The organism is Pseudomonas sp. BN414, assembly GCF_029871275.1.
In the GTDB taxonomy this organism is placed as follows: Bacteria; Pseudomonadota; Gammaproteobacteria; order Pseudomonadales; family Pseudomonadaceae; genus Metapseudomonas; species Metapseudomonas resinovorans_C.
In genome coordinates this window covers 24918-41158 of the sequence record NZ_SSOL01000062.1, presented here as the reverse complement: position 1 = coordinate 41158, position 16241 = coordinate 24918, and the positions used below count along the sequence as shown (strand labels likewise).

Below are 16241 nucleotides of genomic sequence, written 5' to 3'. Positions count from 1 at the left end.
ACCCCGGCCCTCTCCCAGAGGGAGAGGGAGTAAAGGCCGCTCATACCGCCACCCCCGCCGCGCTGCGGCCGGTGAAGCGGCGGGCCAGGCGGTCGAAGGCCAGGTAGATCACCGGGGTGGTGAACAGGGTCAGCACCTGGGACAGCAGCAGGCCGCCCACCATCACCAGGCCCAGGGGCTGGCGCAGTTCGGCGCCGGAGCCGGTGGCGAGCATCAGCGGGATGGCGCCGAACAGGGCCGCCAGCGTCGTCATCAGGATCGGCCGGAAACGCAGTAGCGCCGCCTGGTAGATCGCATCCTCGGGGGTCATGCCCTGATGCCGCTCCGCGTCCAGGGCGAAGTCGATCATCATGATGGCGTTCTTCTTCACGATGCCGATCAGCAGGATGATGCCGATGATCGCGATCAGGCCCAGGTCATTGCCCGTCAGCAGCAACGCCAGCAAGGCACCGACGCCCGCCGAGGGCAGCGTGGAGAGGATGGTCACCGGGTGGATGTAGCTCTCGTAGAGCACGCCCAGCACGATGTACATGGTCACCACCGCCGCCAGGATCAGCAGCAGCGTGCTCGACAGCGAGGCCTGGAAGGCCGCGGCTGCGCCCTGGAAACGGGTCTGGATGCCTTCGGGCATGCCGATGTCCTGCTGCACCCGTTCGATCACCGCCACCGCCTCGCCCAGGGCGACGCCCGGTGTCAGGTTGAAGGACAGGGTCACGGCCGGGAACTGGCCGATATGGTTGACCGCCAGTTGCGTCTGGCGCTCTTCCACCTTGGCCAGGGCAGAAAGCGGGACCTGGGTGCCGCCGCTGGTGACCACATGTATCTGCTGCAGCGCCTGCGGGCCGATCATTTCGCCGGCGGCGGACTCCAGCACCACGCGGTACTGGCTGGACTGGGTGAAGATGGTGGAAATCTGCCGCTGGCCGAAGGCGTCGTAGAGCGCGTCGGTGATGGCGGAGATTTCCACGCCCAGGCGCCCGGCCATGTCGCGGTCGATATTCACGTAAACCTGCAGGCCCTTGTCCTGGAGGTCGCTGGCCACGTCCGACAATTCCGGCTGCTGGCGCAGGGCGTCCACCAGCTTGCCGGTCCACTCGTTGAGCAGGTCGGCGTCCGGGGATTCCATGCTGAACTGGAACTGGGTGCGGCTGACCCGGTCCTCGATGGTCAGGTCCTGCACCGGCTGCAGGTAAAGGCGGATGTCGCTCTGCTTGTCCAGCTCGGGCTGCAGGCGCTGGATCACCTCGCTGGCGGTCACGTCGCGATCGCCGTGGGGTTTGAGGTTGATCAGCATGCGGCCGCTGTTGAGGGTGACGTTGTCGCCGTCGACACCGATATACGAGGTTAGGCTGGCCACCGCCGGATCCTTGAGGATCAGCGCGGCGAGCTTCTGCTGGCGTTCGCTCATGGAGCGGAAGGACACCGACTGCGGTGCCTCGGTGATGCCCTGGATGACGCCGGTGTCCTGCACCGGGAAGAAGCCCTTGGGCACGGCGAGGTAGAGCACCACGGTCAGCACCAGCGTGCCGACGGCCACCAACAGGGTCAGGCCCTGGTGCCGGAGCACCCAGGTCAAGCCACGGCCGTAGCGCTCGATCATGCCGTCGATGAAGTCGCCACTGGCCTTGTAGAAGCCGCCCTCCTCCTCTTTCTTCTCCCGCTTGAGCAGGCGCGCGCACATCATCGGCGTGAGCGTCAGGGAGACCACCAGCGAGATCAGGATCGCCACCGCCAGGGTGATGGCGAACTCGCGGAACAGCCGGCCCACCACATCCGCCATGAATAGCAGCGGGATGAGTACGGCGATCAGCGAGAAGGTCAGGGAAATCAGGGTGAAGCCGATCTGCTTCGCGCCCTTCAGCGCGGCGTTGAGCGGCGTCTCGCCCTCCTCCAGGTGCCGGGCGATGTTCTCCAGCATGACGATGGCGTCGTCCACCACGAAGCCGGTGGCGATGGTCAGCGCCATCAGCGTCAGGTTGTTGATGGAGAAGCCAGCCAGGTACATCACCGCGAAGGTGCCGACCAGGGACAGCGGCACGGCGATGGACGGAATGATGGTGGCACTCATCCGGCGCAGGAACAGGAAGGTCACCATCACCACCAGGGCGATGGCGAGGAACAGCTCGTGCCGCACGTCGGTGATGGCCGCGCGGATGGTCTGGGTGCGGTCGGTGAGCACGACCACATCGATGCCTGCCGGCAGGTTGGCGGTGATCGACGGCAGCAGCGCCTGGATGCGATCCACCACTTCGATCACGTTGGCGCCCGGCTGGCGCTGGATATTCAGCAGCACCGCCTCGTTCTGGTTGGCCCAGGCTGCGAGGCGCTCGTTCTCGGCGCCGTCGACGATGCTGGCGACATCCTTCAGGCGCAGGGCGGCGCCGTTGTTGTAGGCAAGGATGAGGTTGGCGTATTCGTCGGCGGACTTCAGCTGGTCGTTGGCATCCAGCATGGAAACGCGGGTCGGGCCGTCGAAGTTGCCCTTGGGCTGGTTGACGTTGGAGGCGCTCACCAGGCTGCGCACATCGGACAGGTTCAGGCCGTTGGCCGCCAGGGCCTCGGGATTGACGCGAATGCGCACCGCCTGGCGCTGGCCGCCGGCGATGCTGACCATGCCCACGCCGCTGATCTGCGCCAGTTTCTGCGCCATGCGGGTGTCCACCAGGGTATGCAGCCTGGGCAGCGGCATGGTCTTGGAGCTGATGGCCAGGGTCAGGACCGGGGTATCAGCCGGGTTGACCTTGTTGTAGACCGGCGGCGCCGGCAGGTCGTTGGGCAACAGGTTGGTGGCCGCATTGATGGCCGCCTGCACCTCCTGCTCGGCCACGTCCAGGTTGATCTCCAGGCTGAAGCGCAGGGTGATGACCGAGGCTCCACCGGAGCTGGTGGACGACATCTGGGTCAGCCCCGGCATTTGCCCGAACTGGCGCTCCAATGGCGCGGTGACGGCGCTGGTCATCACATCCGGGCTGGCGCCCGGATAGAGGGTCAGGACGCGGATGGTCGGGTAATCCACCTCGGGCAGCGCGGAAACCGGCAGCAGGCGGTACGCGATCAGGCCGGCGAGGAGAATCGCCAGCATGCTCAGGGTGGTGGCGACCGGCCGCAGGATGAACAGGCGAGAGAGGTTCATACGCCGCCTTTCGCGTCCTGGCCTTGAGGCTTGGCGCCTTGCAGCTGTTCGGTGGGTTGCGCCGGAACCTCATCGGCGTCGTGCACCACTTCCACGTCGCTGCCATCGCGCAGGCGGTCGGTGCCTTCCAGCACCACGCGCTCACCCGGTTTCAGGCCGCTCTTGACCACAGTGCGCTCGCCATCGTCCGGACCGGTCTCCAGCTTGCGAACCTTGACCTTCTTCTCACCGTCCATCACGTAGGCGAAGGTGCCCTGGCTGCCGAACTGCACGGCGGCCGAGGGGATCAACACTGCTTGCGGCAGCAGCTCGGCGCGCAGGCGGACATTGACGAACTGGTTGGGGAAGAGGGTCTCGTCGTCGTTGGCAAAACGCGCCTTGAGCTTCAAGGTGCCGGTGGTGGTATCGATCTGGTTGTCCAGACTCTGCAGCACGCCTTCCGCCTGCTTGACCTTGTCGCCACGGTCCCAGGCCTCGACTACCAAGGGCTGGCCGGCGCGGAAACGACTGACCACTTCCGGCAGCTGCCCTTCGGGCAGGGTGAAGGCGACGCTGATGGGCTTGGTCTGGGTAATGACCACCAGCGGTGTTGTGTCACCGCTGCTGACCAGGTTGCCGAGGTCCACCTGGCGCAGGCCGAGGCGGCCGGAAATGGGCGCGCGGACCTGGGTGAAACCGAGGTTCAGCCTCGCCGAGGCGACGGCGGCCTCATCGGTCTTGATGGTCCCGCGGTACTGCGCCACCAGCGCTTCCTGGGTGTCCAGGGTCTGCTTGGCGATACTGTCCTCGGCATACAGGCCCTGGTAGCGGGCCAGGTCGATCTCGGCGTTCTTCAATTGCGCACGATTCTGCGCCAGGGTCCCTTCAGCCTGTTGCAGGGCGACCTGGTAGGGACGCGGGTCGATCACCGCAAGCAGGTCGCCGGCCTTGACCTGCTGGCCTTCCTCGAACTGCAGCTTGACCAGCTCACCATCGACGCGACCGCGCACGTTCACCGTGTTCAACGCCGTAACGGTGCCAAGGGCCTTGAGGTACACCGGGAAGTCGCCCTGGGTAATCGTGGCGACGCGTACCGGTACCGGTCCCGAGAAGGCACCGAAACCGGGGCGCCCCGCTCCCCCTCGGCCATTCTGGTGGCCGGGCTTGGAGGCGGCTTCCGGCCAGAGCCACCAGATCAGGACCAGCAGCGCCAACAGCGCGACGGCGATGACGAGCCAGTTACGGAGGGAACGGGAATTCGGGGATTTCTCAGTAATCGGGGACATGATTCGAGTCGAGGTATGCGAGAGCGTGAACGATAAGCAGTTGAAAGCAGAAGGCAAAGTGGATTTACCGGCTATTTACCTAGGCCTGACGCAGCGAACTATCCTTAATGACCTGCAATTGCTCTGCTTTTGCGGTCACAACTGATATCACCGGGCCAGGGAGAGTTCCGTGTTCGAATGTTTCAGGCAGCGTTTTGCTGCCCTCAAGACCCGCGCCGACGTTCATTCCTTGCGCATTGTCCGCCAGCGCTCCGAACAGGCGATGGTGCGTCGTGGCGTCGCCGAACCCCCGTCCCTCGGGCTGGACATGGGGGCGATGCTCAGCGTGCGCGTCGCCGGCGTGGAGGCCTATGCGGCCACCGCCGACCTCAGCCCCGCCGGGCTGCAACGTGCCCTGGACAAGGCCGAGGAGCTGGCCCGGCAGATCGCCCTCTACGCCCTGGTGGACCAGAGCCGGCTCGCGGCGCCGCCAAGCAGCGCGGACTACCGGTCCCCAGGACTGGAGCAGCCCTTCCCCAGCCTCGCCGAACGCCTGGAACTGCTGACCGAAGAATCGGCACGGATTCCCGCTGACCCACGCCTGGTCAACTGGAACCTCTACCTCGACAGCCAGCGCCACGAGCAGCTCTACCTCAACAGCGCCGGCGCCGAGCAATGGCAGGACCTGCGCTTCACCTACCCCGGCATCAGCGTCACCGCCTTCGACGGCAGCGACAGCCAGACCCGCAGCTTCGGCGGCTACGGCAGCGGCCAGCAGGGCGGCACCGAGGTGCTGCAGCGGTTGGGCTTCGGCGGCGCCGCCGCGCGCGTGGCGGACGAGGCCCTGCAACTGCTGATGGCGCCCAACACTCCCAGCGGAACCACCGACCTCCTGCTGATGCCGGACCAGATGATGCTGCAGATCCACGAATCCATCGGCCACCCGCTGGAGCTGGACCGCATCCTCGGCGACGAACGCAACTACGCCGGCACCAGCTTCATCGAACTCTCGGACTTCGGCCGTTATCAGTACGGGTCGCCGCTGCTGAACATCAGCTTCGATCCGGGCATCCCGGAAGAACTGGCCAGTTACAGCCATGACGACGACGGCCAGCCGGCACGCAAGGAAATGCTCATCAAGAATGGCAAGCTGCTGCGCCCGCTCGGCGGCGCTCTGTCCCAGCAACGCAGCGGCCTGCCGGGCGTGGCGAACAGTCGGGCGAGCAGCTGGAACCGTGCCCCGATCGACCGCATGGCCAATCTCAACCTGGAACCGGGCGACCAGAGCCTGGCCCAGCTCATCGGCGGCATCGAGCGCGGTGTGCTGATGAGCACCAATCGCTCCTGGTCCATCGACGACGCCCGCAATAAGTTCCAGTTCGGCTGCGAATGGGGCCGGCTGATCGAGGATGGCGAACTCCGCGGCGTGGTGAAAAACCCAAACTATCGCGGGATTTCCGCGCAGTTCTGGCGCAATCTCGCCGCAGTGGGCGATGCCACTACCTTCGAGATCCATGGCACGCCCTACTGCGGCAAAGGCGAGCCCAACCAGGTGGTGCGCGTGGGCCACGCCTCGCCCGCATGCGTCTTCAGACAAGTGGAAGTCTTTGGAGGAGTCCAGTGATGGCCGACGCAGAATCCCGCTTCACCGCCCTGGCCGAAAGCCTGAAGGCCAGCTTGCAGGCCGGCGAGGATTTCAGCCTCTGGTACAGCGCCGAGGAGTCCGAGTTCATCCGCTTCAACCGTGCCCAGGTGCGCCAGGCCGGACATGTGGCCCAGGGCACCGGACGCCTGCGGTTGATCCGCGACGACCGCAGCGCGGAGATTGCCATCGCCCTTTCCGGCGACCTGGACAGCGACCGCCAGCACCTGGCCGAGGGTCTCGTGCAGTTGCGCCTGGTGATCTGCCAATTGCAGCCTGACCCTTACCTGCAACTGGAGCGTTCCGCCTGGCATCGTCGTTCGGTGGACGAGGCAGCGCTGCCCGACTGCGCCAGCGTGCTGGCCGGGATCGACGAAGCGGCCAACGGTCTCGATCTGGTGGGCATTTACGCTGCCGGGCCGTTGTACCGGGGATTCGCCAACAGCTTCGGCGCCTTCGGCTGGCACACCGCACACTGCTTCAACTTCGACTGGAGCCTGTTCCACGCCAATCACCAGGCGGTGAAGGCCGATTACGCCGGCGCACGCTGGGATGCCGATGAATTCGCCAACCGCTTCGACAATGCCCGCCGGCAACTGGAGTACCTGGGTAGGCCAGTACGTCACCTGCACCCCGGCGACTACCGCGCCTACCTGGCCCCGGCAGCCCTGGACGAAGTGCTGGGTATGCTTTCCTGGACCGGTTTTTCCGCCCGCGCCCTGGCCAACAAGGAAAGCCCCCTGCAGCGCCTGCAGGATGGCAGCTCCCACTTGAGCCCCCTGCTCAACCTGGACGAACAGGTAGCCGGCGCCCTCGCCCCAGCCTTCGGCCCGGAGGGCGCTCCGCGCAGCGATGTGCCCCTGGTGCGCGATGGCAAGCTGACCGGGCAACTGGTCTATCCCCGCAGCGCGCGGGAATATGGTCTGCAAGCGAACTGCGCCGACGCCAACGAAGCGACCCAGTCACTGGTGATGGGCGCCGGCACGCTTCCGCTGGACAACGTGCTGGAACGCCTCGGCAACGGTCTCTACATCGGCAACCTCTGGTACCTGAACTGGTCCGACCTGCCTGCCGCACGCATGACCGGCATGACCCGCTTCGCTACCTTCTGGGTGGAAGACGGCCAGATCCAGGCGCCGGTGGACACCATGCGTTTCGACGACAGCCTGTTCAACCTGCTTGGCGACCAGTTGGAAGAGCTGACCCAGGAGCGCCAGTTGCGGCTTTCCAGCAGCACGTACGGCGAGCGTCAGACCTGGTCGGCGCTGCTGCCGGGGGCGTTGGTTAGAAACCTGAAGCTGACCCTGTAGGAGCGAGCTTGCTCGCGAATAGCCCGGGCAAGATCTTTTCGCGAGCAAGCTCGCTCCTACAAATCAGCCTCACCCCTGGTGCGAACGGTCCGTAGGATGGGTAGAGGAACGAAACGCATCAATCAGCAGCATGGGTCAGTCGAGTTGATGTAGGTGCACCTTCCAGCTGTGGGAGCGATTTCAATCGCGAATGAATTCGCTCCCACAGATCAGAGGAACAAAAAAGGGAGGCCATTGGCCTCCCTTCTGCATTCCAGCGTGCCTTACAGGGCAGCGATGGCAGCCGCGTAGTTCGGCTCGTCAGCGATTTCGCCAACCAGCTCGCTGTGCAGCACGTTGTCGTTCTCGTCCAGCACCACCACGGCGCGGGCGGCAATGCCGGCCAGCGGGCCGCTGGCGATAGCAACACCGTAGTCCTTGAGGAAGCTGGCGCCGCGCATGGTGGACAGGTTCACCACGTTCTCCAGGCCTTCGGCGCCGCAGAAGCGCTTCTGGGCGAACGGCAGGTCGGCGGAGATGCACAGCACAACGGTGTTCGGCAGCTTGCTGGCCTCGACGTTGAACTTGCGCACGGAAGTGGCGCAGGTCGGGGTGTCGATGCTCGGGAAAATGTTCAGCACCTTGCGCTTGCCGCTCAGGCTGGCCAGGGTCACGTCGGCCAGGTCGCCGCCGACCAGGCTGAATGCCGGAGCCTGCTGGCCTTTCTGCGGCAGCTGGCCATCGACGTTGATCGGGTTGCCCTTCAGGGTTACTTGAGCCATAGCAAAAATCCTTGTTTGAGGTGGTGTTGTAGGAAAACGCTGAGTTAACCACGAGCCGGGAAGATTGTCCTGACTTTCGAGTCAGCCAGCGTCGGAAAATCCGTCTGGATGCGATCGACATCCCCGGTAATCGTGAGCGTCCAGCCACGTCACCTTCCGCACTCCAGCATTTAGGGCGATGGTATCCGCGTATTTCCAAGCGGACGCGATCGCCCTTGACGTCACGCCCTTCCCTGCTGGCGGTAAAACGAATACCGGAGATCGCTCGGCTAAGCTCAGGTGAACTGGATCTGCTTCGAAGGCATCGCGCAGATCAGTTGTAGGTTGCCTGTGATGCCCCTGTAACGAGCCGCGTGGCAACCTCCCAACCATTCCAGATGCTTGTCGGATGGTGGTCGTCTTGCGCAGCCTGCAATCGCTCGAAGCATTCTTCCGGAAGGTCGCGGCCTGGCCCGTTTCCTTTCCGCGAACGCTCTGGCGAGTGCTATGCAACCCCATCGCCATTTCGCTCTATACCCGGCAACAACTCGCGCAGCAGCCTGATCAGCGCTTCAGCGACATGCTCAGCCCACCGCTGATGCTGATCCTTTCCATCGTCCTCGCCCATCTCCTCGGCTTTGCCATGGCAGATCGACCTTCGCCGTGGATCTCCGGCGAGTGGCTGACGCTGCTGGTGCACAGCCTCAGCTACGGCCTGTACGCGCTGATGCCCGCCATGGCCATGCTGCGGGTGCGGCGCGTCCGCGTGAGCCGCGCGACCCTGCGCGAACCCTTCTACATCCAGTGCTACCTGGCCTCCCCTCTATCCATCGTGCTGATCGCGGCCAACCTGCTGGCAGGTATCCAGGTCGTGCTGGCGATGGTCCTGACGATCCTCGCTTGCATCTGGTACGTGTTCTCGCAGATCGCCCTGCTGCGACGGTTGCTCGACTTGCCCCTGCTACCGGCCACCTTCATCGCCATTTCCAGGTTCATAGTCGCCACCCTGATCATCCTGGCCCTGATGGATTTGCTGCAGTCCACCTCCCTTACGCATATCGGTTAACCAACAGAAGTCCATATCTCGGTGCACAAGCGACTTCCTGATGATGGCTTGCCGGGGATATGGGCGACTTGCGCCGTCCCCATCGAATCAGCCAGTAGCCAATGCGCTGGCCTTATAAGCCCCCCTTGTTGGCCGCCAATACCCTCAGGCGCGGACAGCGCCTGCCTTAGTGTTTCCCTCTGCCTGTCACAACAAGAACCCGTGCCCCACTGGCTGGCACGGCACACGAGAGGAACGCCATGCAGAACCCCAGATCGAGGCCACTCCGCATCGCTGCCTTGCTGGCCCTGGCCGGATGGCTCGTCGGCTGCGGTGAAGCCCCCGAATCCGCCACGCCACACACCGCTACCACGCTGACGCCCGCCGACAAGGCGCTGGCGCAGGTCTACGACAACAGCTGCAGGATGTGCCACGCCAACCCGGCCTCCGGGGCACCGCAGACCGGTGATGTGGCGGCCTGGAGCCCACGCGTCGCCCAGGGGGTGGACAGCCTGCTGGATCACAGCATCAACGGCTACAACGGCATGCCGCCAATGGGCATGTGCATGCAGTGCTCGGAAGAAGAGTTCCTGGCGCTGATTTCCTTCATGTCCGGCCAGCCCGTCCAATAAGCACAAGGTCCCCCCATGGCTATACACCTCACCAGACGTCAGCTGCTGCAGCGGGCCGGCGTCGCCGGCGCATTCACCGCACTTTCCAGTACCCCGGTGATGGCGCAGCTGGTTCGCGCGCCACGCCTGATTCCCTGGCGCAACTGGTCCGGCGGGCAGAGCTGCCTGCCGCAGGCGCGAGTGGCACCGAAGAGCCTGGATGAATTGGTCCAGATCATCCGCCAGGCCGAGGGCAAGGTCCGCCCGGTGGGCTCGGCGCACTCCTTCAGCGCCCTGGTGCCCACCGACGGGACCCTGCTCTCGCTCAGCTACTTCAATGGCCTGCTCGCGCACGACGCGGCTACCCTGCAGGCCGAGTTCGCCGCCGGTACGCCGATGTCGGTGATGGGCCCGGCGCTGAAGGAGGTCGGCCAGGCACTGCGCAACATGGCCGACATCGATTACCAGACCCTGGCCGGGGCGATCTCCACGTCAACTCACGGCACCGGCGTCGGCTTCGGCTCCTACTCATCCCTTGTCACGGGCATGCAACTGGTGACCGCCAGCGGCGACGTGCTGGACTGCGACGCTCAGCGCAATCCCGAGGTCTTCAACGCCGCACGTGTATCCCTCGGCGCCCTTGGCGTGGCGACCCGGATACGCATGCAGAATCGCGAGGCCTATCGCATGCGCGAGCGGCAATGGATCGCCAGCACCGAGGAATTGCTTGAAGACGTGGAGAAGAACACCCGCGAGAACCAGCACTGGGAAATGCTGGTGATCACCCATTCCGACTACGCGCTGTCCATTGCCCTGAACGAGACCACCGACCCGGCGACGCCGCCGCTGGACCCGGCCGAGGAGGGCGGCAACGAGTTCGTCAGCATCATCGAGGGCCTCGACAAGTACGGCAGCGACTTTCCCGCCGCCCGCCGGGCGCTGCTCAATAGCCTGCGCCATCTCGCCAGCTTCGAGGACCGGGTCGGCGAGTCCTACGAGATCTACGCCAACGTGCGCAACGTGCGCTTCAACGAGATGGAGTACTCGGTCCCTGCCGAGCACGGCCCGGCCTGCCTGCGCGAGATTCTCAAGCTGATCCGCGACAAGGACCTGCGCACCTGGTTCCCCATCGAGTACCGCTACGTGAAGGCTGACGACATCCCCCTGAGCATGTTCGAAGGACGCGACAGCTGCTCGATCTCCGTGCACCAGCACTACAGCATGGACTACCACAACTTCTTCGCCGCCATCGAGCCGATCTTCTGGAAGTACGCCGGCCGACCGCACTGGGGCAAGTTGCACACGCTGAACGCACGCAGCCTGCAACCGCTCTATCCGCGCTGGAAAGAGTTCACCGAAGTGCGCCGGGAGCTGGACCCCCACGGCAAGTTCCTCAATGCCCATCTGTCATCGATCCTGGGCGTGGCCTGACAACAAGGAGACCTCATGAATCGCCGCAACTTCATCGCCGCTACGGCCGGTGCGGGCGTACTGCTCGCTGGGGTTGGCGCCTGGCTGCGACCGGCCGACAAGGGCGCCCCGTACAGCGAGTACTTCGCCAGGCTGAACCGCGAACTCAAGGCCTTCGGGCCTATGAGGCCGGTGATGCTGATCGACCTCGACCGGCTGGATCACAACATCGACGTGGTGATGCAGTCGGTCCGTCGCGCCGGCAAGGCACTGCGCCTGGTGGAGAAGTCCCTGCCGTCGCCGCAGCTGCTCGACTACATCGCCAAACGCGCCGGCACCCGCCGGCTGATGTCGTTCCACCAGCCGTTCCTCAATCACGATGCCGAGCGATTTCCCGACGCCGACCTGCTGCTCGGCAAGCCGCTGCCCGTGCGTTCGGCGCAGGAGTTCTACCAGAACCATCGCGGCCCGTTCGATCCGACGACCCAGCTGCAATGGTTACTCGACACGCCCGAGCGTCTGCAGCAGTACCTCGCGCTGGCGCAAGGCTTGAACACGCGGCTGCGGATCAACATCGAGCTGGATGTCGGGCTGCATCGCGGCGGGGTACAGGACAAGTCAACCCTGGGGCAAATGCTCACCTTGATCGGCGCCAACCCGCAGCACCTGGAGTTCGCCGGTTTCATGGGCTACGACCCCTTCGTCGGCATGGGCGTGCCCGGCATCCTCGGTTCGCCGGAAGAACTCTTCTCCAAGGTCATGACGCTCTACGACGGCTTCGTCGATTACGCCCGCACGCAACACGCTGCGCTATGGAAGAAGGGCCTGACGCTCAACACCGCCGGCAGCCCGAGCTACCGCATGCATGAGAACGAGCGCACCAGCAGCGAGGTGTCGGTAGGTTCGGCGCTGCTCAAGCCAACCCATTACGACCTGCCATCGCTGGTGGATCACCAGCCAGCGGCCTTCATCGCCACTCCGGTGCTCAAGAGCACCGGGGCCGTGAAGATTCCGGCACTGGACGGCAAGTCGGCGCTGTTCTCCTGGTGGGACCCCAACCAGCGCGAAACCTACTTCATCTACGGCGGCAACTGGATGGCTGAACTCGAGTCGCCCAGCGGCCTGCGGTTCAACGGCGTCTACGGCCGCAGCTCCAACCAGGAGATGGTCAACGGCTCCAGCGCCATTGGCCTGGGTGTGGAGGATCAGGTATTCCTGCGACCGACCCAGTCCGAATCGGTGCTGCTGCAGTTCGGCGACCTATTGGCGGTGCGCGATGGCCGTATCGTCGAGACCTGGCCGGTGTACAGCTGAGGCCAGAGCCGTCGCCCAATGGCGGGTTTCGCTTCGCTCTACCCACCCTACGAAGAGCCGAAGCCTGGTGATGCCAGGCTTCCGGCACTCAACCAGAAACCTCAGGTCACCGACCTGAGGTTTTTTATATCCGGGGGATGATCAGAGGGTGAAAGGGAGGTTCAGCTTGGCCCAGAACATTTCGCCCTCGGGGCGATTCTCCACTGCGTATTCCTTGGCCCAGCGCATCTCGAAACTGGCGTATTTGAAGAACGTCAGGTACGCGGCCGGGCCGATGGCGAACACCTGGCCACGCACGCCGTCGTCGACGTCCTCGCCCATGAAGGTCACGGTCCGGCCGAACTGCTCGTCGTCGGTGGTCTGCTTCAGGTAGTAGCCGTTCAGGCCCAGCCTGAGGTTGTCGGTCACCCGGTAGCTGGCGGAATAGTCGAAGTGGAACAACTGCCCGGAGCGGTAGTCGGTGTCGTGGTTTTCCTCGTTGAAGCTGTAGGTGGCCTTGACTGACAGTTCGGTGCGTTCGGTGGGCAGCCAGGTCGCGGAAACCAGCGGCTTGTAGGTGTAGAAGTTGTTGCTGGTGTTGGCCAGGCGCGTGGCGTCGTAGTCGCCGGTGGGCAGTGTGATTTCCAGCGCGGCACCCAGGGTCAGGTCCTTGCCCATGTCCCAGAGGATGATCGGTGCGACCGTGGTGTCGCCCTGGCTCTCACGGCGGTCATCCAGGCTGAACAGCGAGACTTGCTGGCGCATGTAGGGTTGCGCGACATAGCCACCCAGGCGGCCGCCGAAGACCCGCAGCGGGCTCAGGTAATCGAGGCGCGGGATGATCGCGTCGGACGTGATCTTCACGTCCGGCACCTTGCCGCCGAGGGAGCTGATGTCCAGCTTCTTCGCCTCGTAGTGGTTGTAGTAGAGGTTGAAGGCGAACATGTGGTCCGGCAGGTTGTTCACGTCCAGCGGCAGGACGAAGAAGCCGTCGGTGCCGGGGCCGATGTTGTCGACACCGTTTTCGGTGGCGTGGGCCGGTAGCGCGAGGGACGACGCAATGGCGAGGGAAGCTGCCAGCAACGACAGCTGGGGAACACGGATCGGGTTCATGATTGGGCTCATTCTTATTGTTGGCGGACAACACCCCGGGCATGGCCCCGGGCACAGCATAGAAATAAGCGCTCAACGCCAGACGATGCAGGGCATTGCCGGCCAATCAGGGGGGCTTTCGGGGACAAGCCGCAATCTTTTGTTACATCCACCCATGATCCGCCCACGAACGCGATAAGATGGCTCCGCCGCCGCGCCCAGGCTGCACACTGCAATCCAGAACAAGAACCGAAGGCGCCCCAGCTCGGGAGCAGCTCTCCATGCCCATGAAAACCATCGACTCCCAATTCGAACTGGCCCTGGTTTCGCCCTTCCTGCTGCAAACCCTGGCGGAAGTCGCGAGCGACAAAGGTGTCAGCAGCGAGCGCCTGTGTCGGGGCCTGGGGTTCACCCCGGACGACCTGCAGGACCCTGCCCAACGCATCTCCTACCGGCAGGCGACAACGATGATCCAGCGCGCGCTCACGGCGCTCCCCGACCGGGGGCTCGGGCTCTGGGTCGGGCACCAGAACGTGCTCGGAACCCTTGGCCTGCTCGGCCATGTGCTGTCCCTGTGCAGGACCCTGCGCGATGCCTTCGAGATCGGTGTGCGCTTCCAGCACACGTCCGGCGGCATGGCGGTGTCCAGCCTGCAGGAAGGCGCCGAGGAGAGTTTCCTCGAGGTGGAATGCCGGCTGCCTTACGCCGGCGTCCAGGTATTCGCAGTGGAGGAGTTCTTCGCCAGCGTAATGGTCTACAACCGCGCGCTGATCAGTGCAGACTTCCAGCCCCTGCGCTTCGAGTTCACCCACGCCGCCCCGACCTACGAAGCCGAGTACCGCCGCCTGCTGGGGCCGAACGTGCATTTCGGCTGCCTGCACAACCGCATGGTGATCGCCAGCCATTGGCTTGACACGCAGCTGCCCACTCACCAGCCGGTCGCCCTGCGCCAGGCGCTCAACCTGCTGGAACTGGAAAGCGCCCAGGTGCAGCAGAAGATAGACCTGCTGCAGACCGTGGAACGCGCCATCACCCGCGACCTGCCCCATGGCAGCCAGATCGAGAAAGTCGCCGGCGACCTCAACATGAGCAGCCGCACCCTGCGCCGACGACTGGCCGAGCACGCCGTGACCTTCGACGCCTTGCTGGAGCAGGTACGCAGGGCACGCGCCCTGAGCCTGCTGAACAACCCGGAAATGCCCATCGAGCGAATTGCCGAAGAGCTCGGCTACAGCGACGTGCGAGGCTTCCGCCGGGCCTTCAAGCGCTGGACCGGGCTAAGTCCTTCGGCCTGCCGCGATGAGGGAGTGACCTCGGCCAACTGAGCCGCGTTCAAGGCTTCGGCCAAAGCACCATCTAGGTACAACGGAATAAGGCAAGCTTCTGACCGGAGGCTTCGTCCGTCACCACCGCATCCCAGACCTGAGTGGTTCTCCCGAGGTGCTGCGCGCGCGCCTCACAACGCAGAGCGCCCTGCCTCGCAGTGCCCAGATGATTGCTCTTCAGCTCGATGGTGGTGAAAGAAAGCGCGCCGTCCGGTAGATGAGCCATGGTGGCGTAGCCGCAGGTCGTGTCGGCGAGGGCGACGATGGTTGCGGCGTGCAGATAGCCATTCGGTGCGAGATGCGCGGGCTGGATCGTCATTCGACTGTTCATCGCGCCCTCGGCCAGCTCAGTCATTTCCACGCCGAACAAACCGGGAAGACAGTCGTGGCCAAGGCGATTGAGTTGCTCGATGGATGCATCACTGCGGAGTCTGGTCATTTTCTTCGCTTCTCTGGAATTCAAAACAACTGGAGCACGCAGATAGCACAGGTTGTCGGCACTCCGCACCTCGCGAAACAGAGTGCCAACCGCTTCCTCGGGGACTAGCCCACTAGCTCCTTCCCGAAGATCTGCCGTGCAATGACCATGCGCTGGATCTCGTTGGTGCCTTCGTAGATCTCGCTGATCTTGTTGTCCCGGTAGATCTCTTCCACCTTGTAGTGGCTGCCGTCTTCGGAAAGCTCCCGCAAGAAGCCATAGCCGCCGAAGATCTGCACGCCATCGCGCGCCATGTCCCCGGCCGCCTCGGTGGCGTAGAACTTGGCCATTCCCGCTTCCGGCTCAGGAAACTCGGCGCCCTGGTCCATCCGCAAGGCGGCCTTGATGTAGAGGTTGCGCGCGTTCTCGATCTGCGTTGCGCGCTCGGCCATGCGGAACTGCCAATGCTGGAACGCACCGAGCTTCTTGCCGAACGCCTCCCGGCTAACGAGATGCGCCGTCGAATGGTCGAACGCCGATTGCGCCATGCCGACACCGGTCGCGGCAATGCCAATCCGCCCGAAGGTCAGGGTCGCCAGGGCCAGTCGCAACCCTTGATTGGGCTCACCGATCCGCCGCTCGACCGGAACCTCCACGTCGTTGAAATGCACATCGGCGGTCAGTTGCCCACGGTTTCCCATTTTCCGGTCGGGCTTGCCGATCCGCACGCCGGGCTTTCTTTCGTGGCAGGCAGGACTGCCCGTGGAGCACACAGGGCCTGGGATTGGTGGGAAGAGCAAAGCTTGAAGAGCAGGTGATGGACGGGTTCGGCTTCGACACCACGTCAAACCGCCGGTGTGCACGGCGCACCCTACGCGAATGCTCGCGGCCCGTTCGCGAATGAATTCGCTACATGGCAGCAATGTAGGATGGGTTGAGCGAAGCGATACCCATGCTGTTCGTTGGAACCGATGGGTA

At 64.3% G+C, this 16241-nt stretch carries 13 protein-coding genes; 7 read left to right on the top strand and 6 right to left on the bottom strand.

The annotated features are described in order from the left end of the window. Positions 1 to 40: 40 nt before the first annotated feature. Together E8E95_RS12265 and E8E95_RS12260 are read right to left on the bottom strand one after the other, a co-directional pair. The gene (locus E8E95_RS12265) at positions 41 to 3133 is read right to left on the bottom strand and encodes an MdtB/MuxB family multidrug efflux RND transporter permease subunit (protein WP_280350426.1); all 3093 of its coding nucleotides are present in this window, start codon (positions 3131 to 3133) and stop codon (positions 41 to 43) included. After that, positions 3130 to 4398: an MdtA/MuxA family multidrug efflux RND transporter periplasmic adaptor subunit gene (locus E8E95_RS12260; RefSeq protein ID WP_280350423.1), complete on the bottom strand. Its 1269-nt coding sequence runs from the start codon at positions 4396 to 4398 to the stop codon at positions 3130 to 3132. The genes E8E95_RS12265 and E8E95_RS12260 overlap by 4 nt, the downstream gene beginning before the upstream one ends. 169 nt (positions 4399 to 4567) lie before the next feature. On the opposite strand from E8E95_RS12260, the gene E8E95_RS12255 reads away from it, so the two are divergent. Further along, a complete protein-coding gene (locus tag E8E95_RS12255) occupies positions 4568 to 6001 on the top strand; it encodes a TldD/PmbA family protein (protein ID WP_280350421.1) in 1434 nt (477 codons plus the stop codon). Then, the gene (locus tag E8E95_RS12250; RefSeq protein WP_280350419.1) at positions 6001 to 7329 is read left to right on the top strand and encodes a TldD/PmbA family protein; all 1329 of its coding nucleotides are present in this window, start codon (positions 6001 to 6003) and stop codon (positions 7327 to 7329) included. The genes E8E95_RS12255 and E8E95_RS12250 overlap by 1 nt, the downstream gene beginning before the upstream one ends. A gap of 263 nt (positions 7330 to 7592) precedes the next feature. On the opposite strand, the gene tpx is transcribed toward E8E95_RS12250, so the two are convergent. Next, positions 7593 to 8090 carry a thiol peroxidase gene (tpx, locus tag E8E95_RS12245; RefSeq protein ID WP_179059005.1) on the bottom strand — a complete coding sequence of 166 codons (498 nt, stop codon included), beginning with the start codon at positions 8088 to 8090 and terminating at the stop codon, positions 7593 to 7595. Positions 8091 to 8490: 400 nt separating this feature from the next. On the opposite strand from tpx, the gene E8E95_RS12240 reads away from it, so the two are divergent. The 4 genes from E8E95_RS12240 to E8E95_RS12225 all read left to right on the top strand — a co-directional run bounded on the left by E8E95_RS12240 (position 8491) and on the right by E8E95_RS12225 (position 12449). Beyond that, the gene (locus E8E95_RS12240; RefSeq protein WP_280350415.1) at positions 8491 to 9135 is read left to right on the top strand and encodes a hypothetical protein; all 645 of its coding nucleotides are present in this window, start codon (positions 8491 to 8493) and stop codon (positions 9133 to 9135) included. 239 nt (positions 9136 to 9374) lie between these two features. Next, positions 9375 to 9746, top strand: coding sequence for a cytochrome c5 family protein (locus E8E95_RS12235; protein ID WP_280350413.1), 372 nt, complete (start codon positions 9375 to 9377; stop codon positions 9744 to 9746). A 99-nt stretch (positions 9747 to 9845) separates the two neighbouring features. Then, a complete protein-coding gene (locus tag E8E95_RS12230; RefSeq protein WP_280350551.1) occupies positions 9846 to 11156 on the top strand; it encodes a D-arabinono-1,4-lactone oxidase in 1311 nt (436 codons plus the stop codon). Positions 11157 to 11240: 84 nt separating this feature from the next. Continuing rightward, entirely contained in the window at positions 11241 to 12449 is a 1209-nt protein-coding gene (locus E8E95_RS12225; RefSeq protein WP_280350549.1) for a DSD1 family PLP-dependent enzyme, read from the top strand. Positions 12450 to 12590: 141 nt separating this feature from the next. On the opposite strand, the gene E8E95_RS12220 is transcribed toward E8E95_RS12225, so the two are convergent. Continuing rightward, complete coding sequence (locus E8E95_RS12220) at positions 12591 to 13541, bottom strand: transporter (protein WP_280350412.1); 951 nt, start codon at positions 13539 to 13541, stop codon at positions 12591 to 12593. A 260-nt stretch (positions 13542 to 13801) separates the two neighbouring features. On the opposite strand from E8E95_RS12220, the gene E8E95_RS12215 reads away from it, so the two are divergent. After that, positions 13802 to 14845, top strand: a complete 1044-nt coding sequence (locus E8E95_RS12215; RefSeq protein ID WP_280350410.1) for an AraC family transcriptional regulator — start codon at positions 13802 to 13804, stop codon at positions 14843 to 14845. Between the two features lie 31 nt (positions 14846 to 14876). On the opposite strand, the gene E8E95_RS12210 is transcribed toward E8E95_RS12215, so the two are convergent. Both E8E95_RS12210 and E8E95_RS12205 read right to left on the bottom strand, forming a co-directional pair. Then, positions 14877 to 15284 (bottom strand): PaaI family thioesterase, encoded by a 408-nt coding sequence (locus E8E95_RS12210; protein WP_280350407.1) that lies wholly within the window; start codon positions 15282 to 15284, stop codon positions 14877 to 14879. Positions 15285 to 15388: 104 nt separating this feature from the next. Continuing rightward, a complete protein-coding gene (locus tag E8E95_RS12205) occupies positions 15389 to 15991 on the bottom strand; it encodes an acyl-CoA dehydrogenase family protein (RefSeq protein WP_280350405.1) in 603 nt (200 codons plus the stop codon). Between the last annotated feature and the right edge of the window lie 250 nt (positions 15992 to 16241).

What these genes read in the sequence shown, in the direction of transcription:
- E8E95_RS12265 (WP_280350426.1), bottom strand. Translation starts at nt 3,133, where the DNA reads ATGAACCTCTCTCGCCTGTTCATCCTGCGGCCGGTCGCCACCACCCTG.
- E8E95_RS12260 (WP_280350423.1), bottom strand. Translation starts at nt 4,398, where the DNA reads ATGTCCCCGATTACTGAGAAATCCCCGAATTCCCGTTCCCTCCGTAAC.
- E8E95_RS12250 (WP_280350419.1), top strand. Translation starts at nt 6,001, where the DNA reads ATGGCCGACGCAGAATCCCGCTTCACCGCCCTGGCCGAAAGCCTGAAG.
- tpx (WP_179059005.1), bottom strand. Translation starts at nt 8,090, where the DNA reads ATGGCTCAAGTAACCCTGAAGGGCAACCCGATCAACGTCGATGGCCAG.
- E8E95_RS12235 (WP_280350413.1), top strand. Translation starts at nt 9,375, where the DNA reads ATGCAGAACCCCAGATCGAGGCCACTCCGCATCGCTGCCTTGCTGGCC.
- E8E95_RS12230 (WP_280350551.1), top strand. Translation starts at nt 9,846, where the DNA reads ATGGCGCAGCTGGTTCGCGCGCCACGCCTGATTCCCTGGCGCAACTGG.
- E8E95_RS12220 (WP_280350412.1), bottom strand. Translation starts at nt 13,541, where the DNA reads ATGAACCCGATCCGTGTTCCCCAGCTGTCGTTGCTGGCAGCTTCCCTC.
- E8E95_RS12215 (WP_280350410.1), top strand. Translation starts at nt 13,802, where the DNA reads ATGCCCATGAAAACCATCGACTCCCAATTCGAACTGGCCCTGGTTTCG.
- E8E95_RS12210 (WP_280350407.1), bottom strand. Translation starts at nt 15,284, where the DNA reads ATGACCAGACTCCGCAGTGATGCATCCATCGAGCAACTCAATCGCCTT.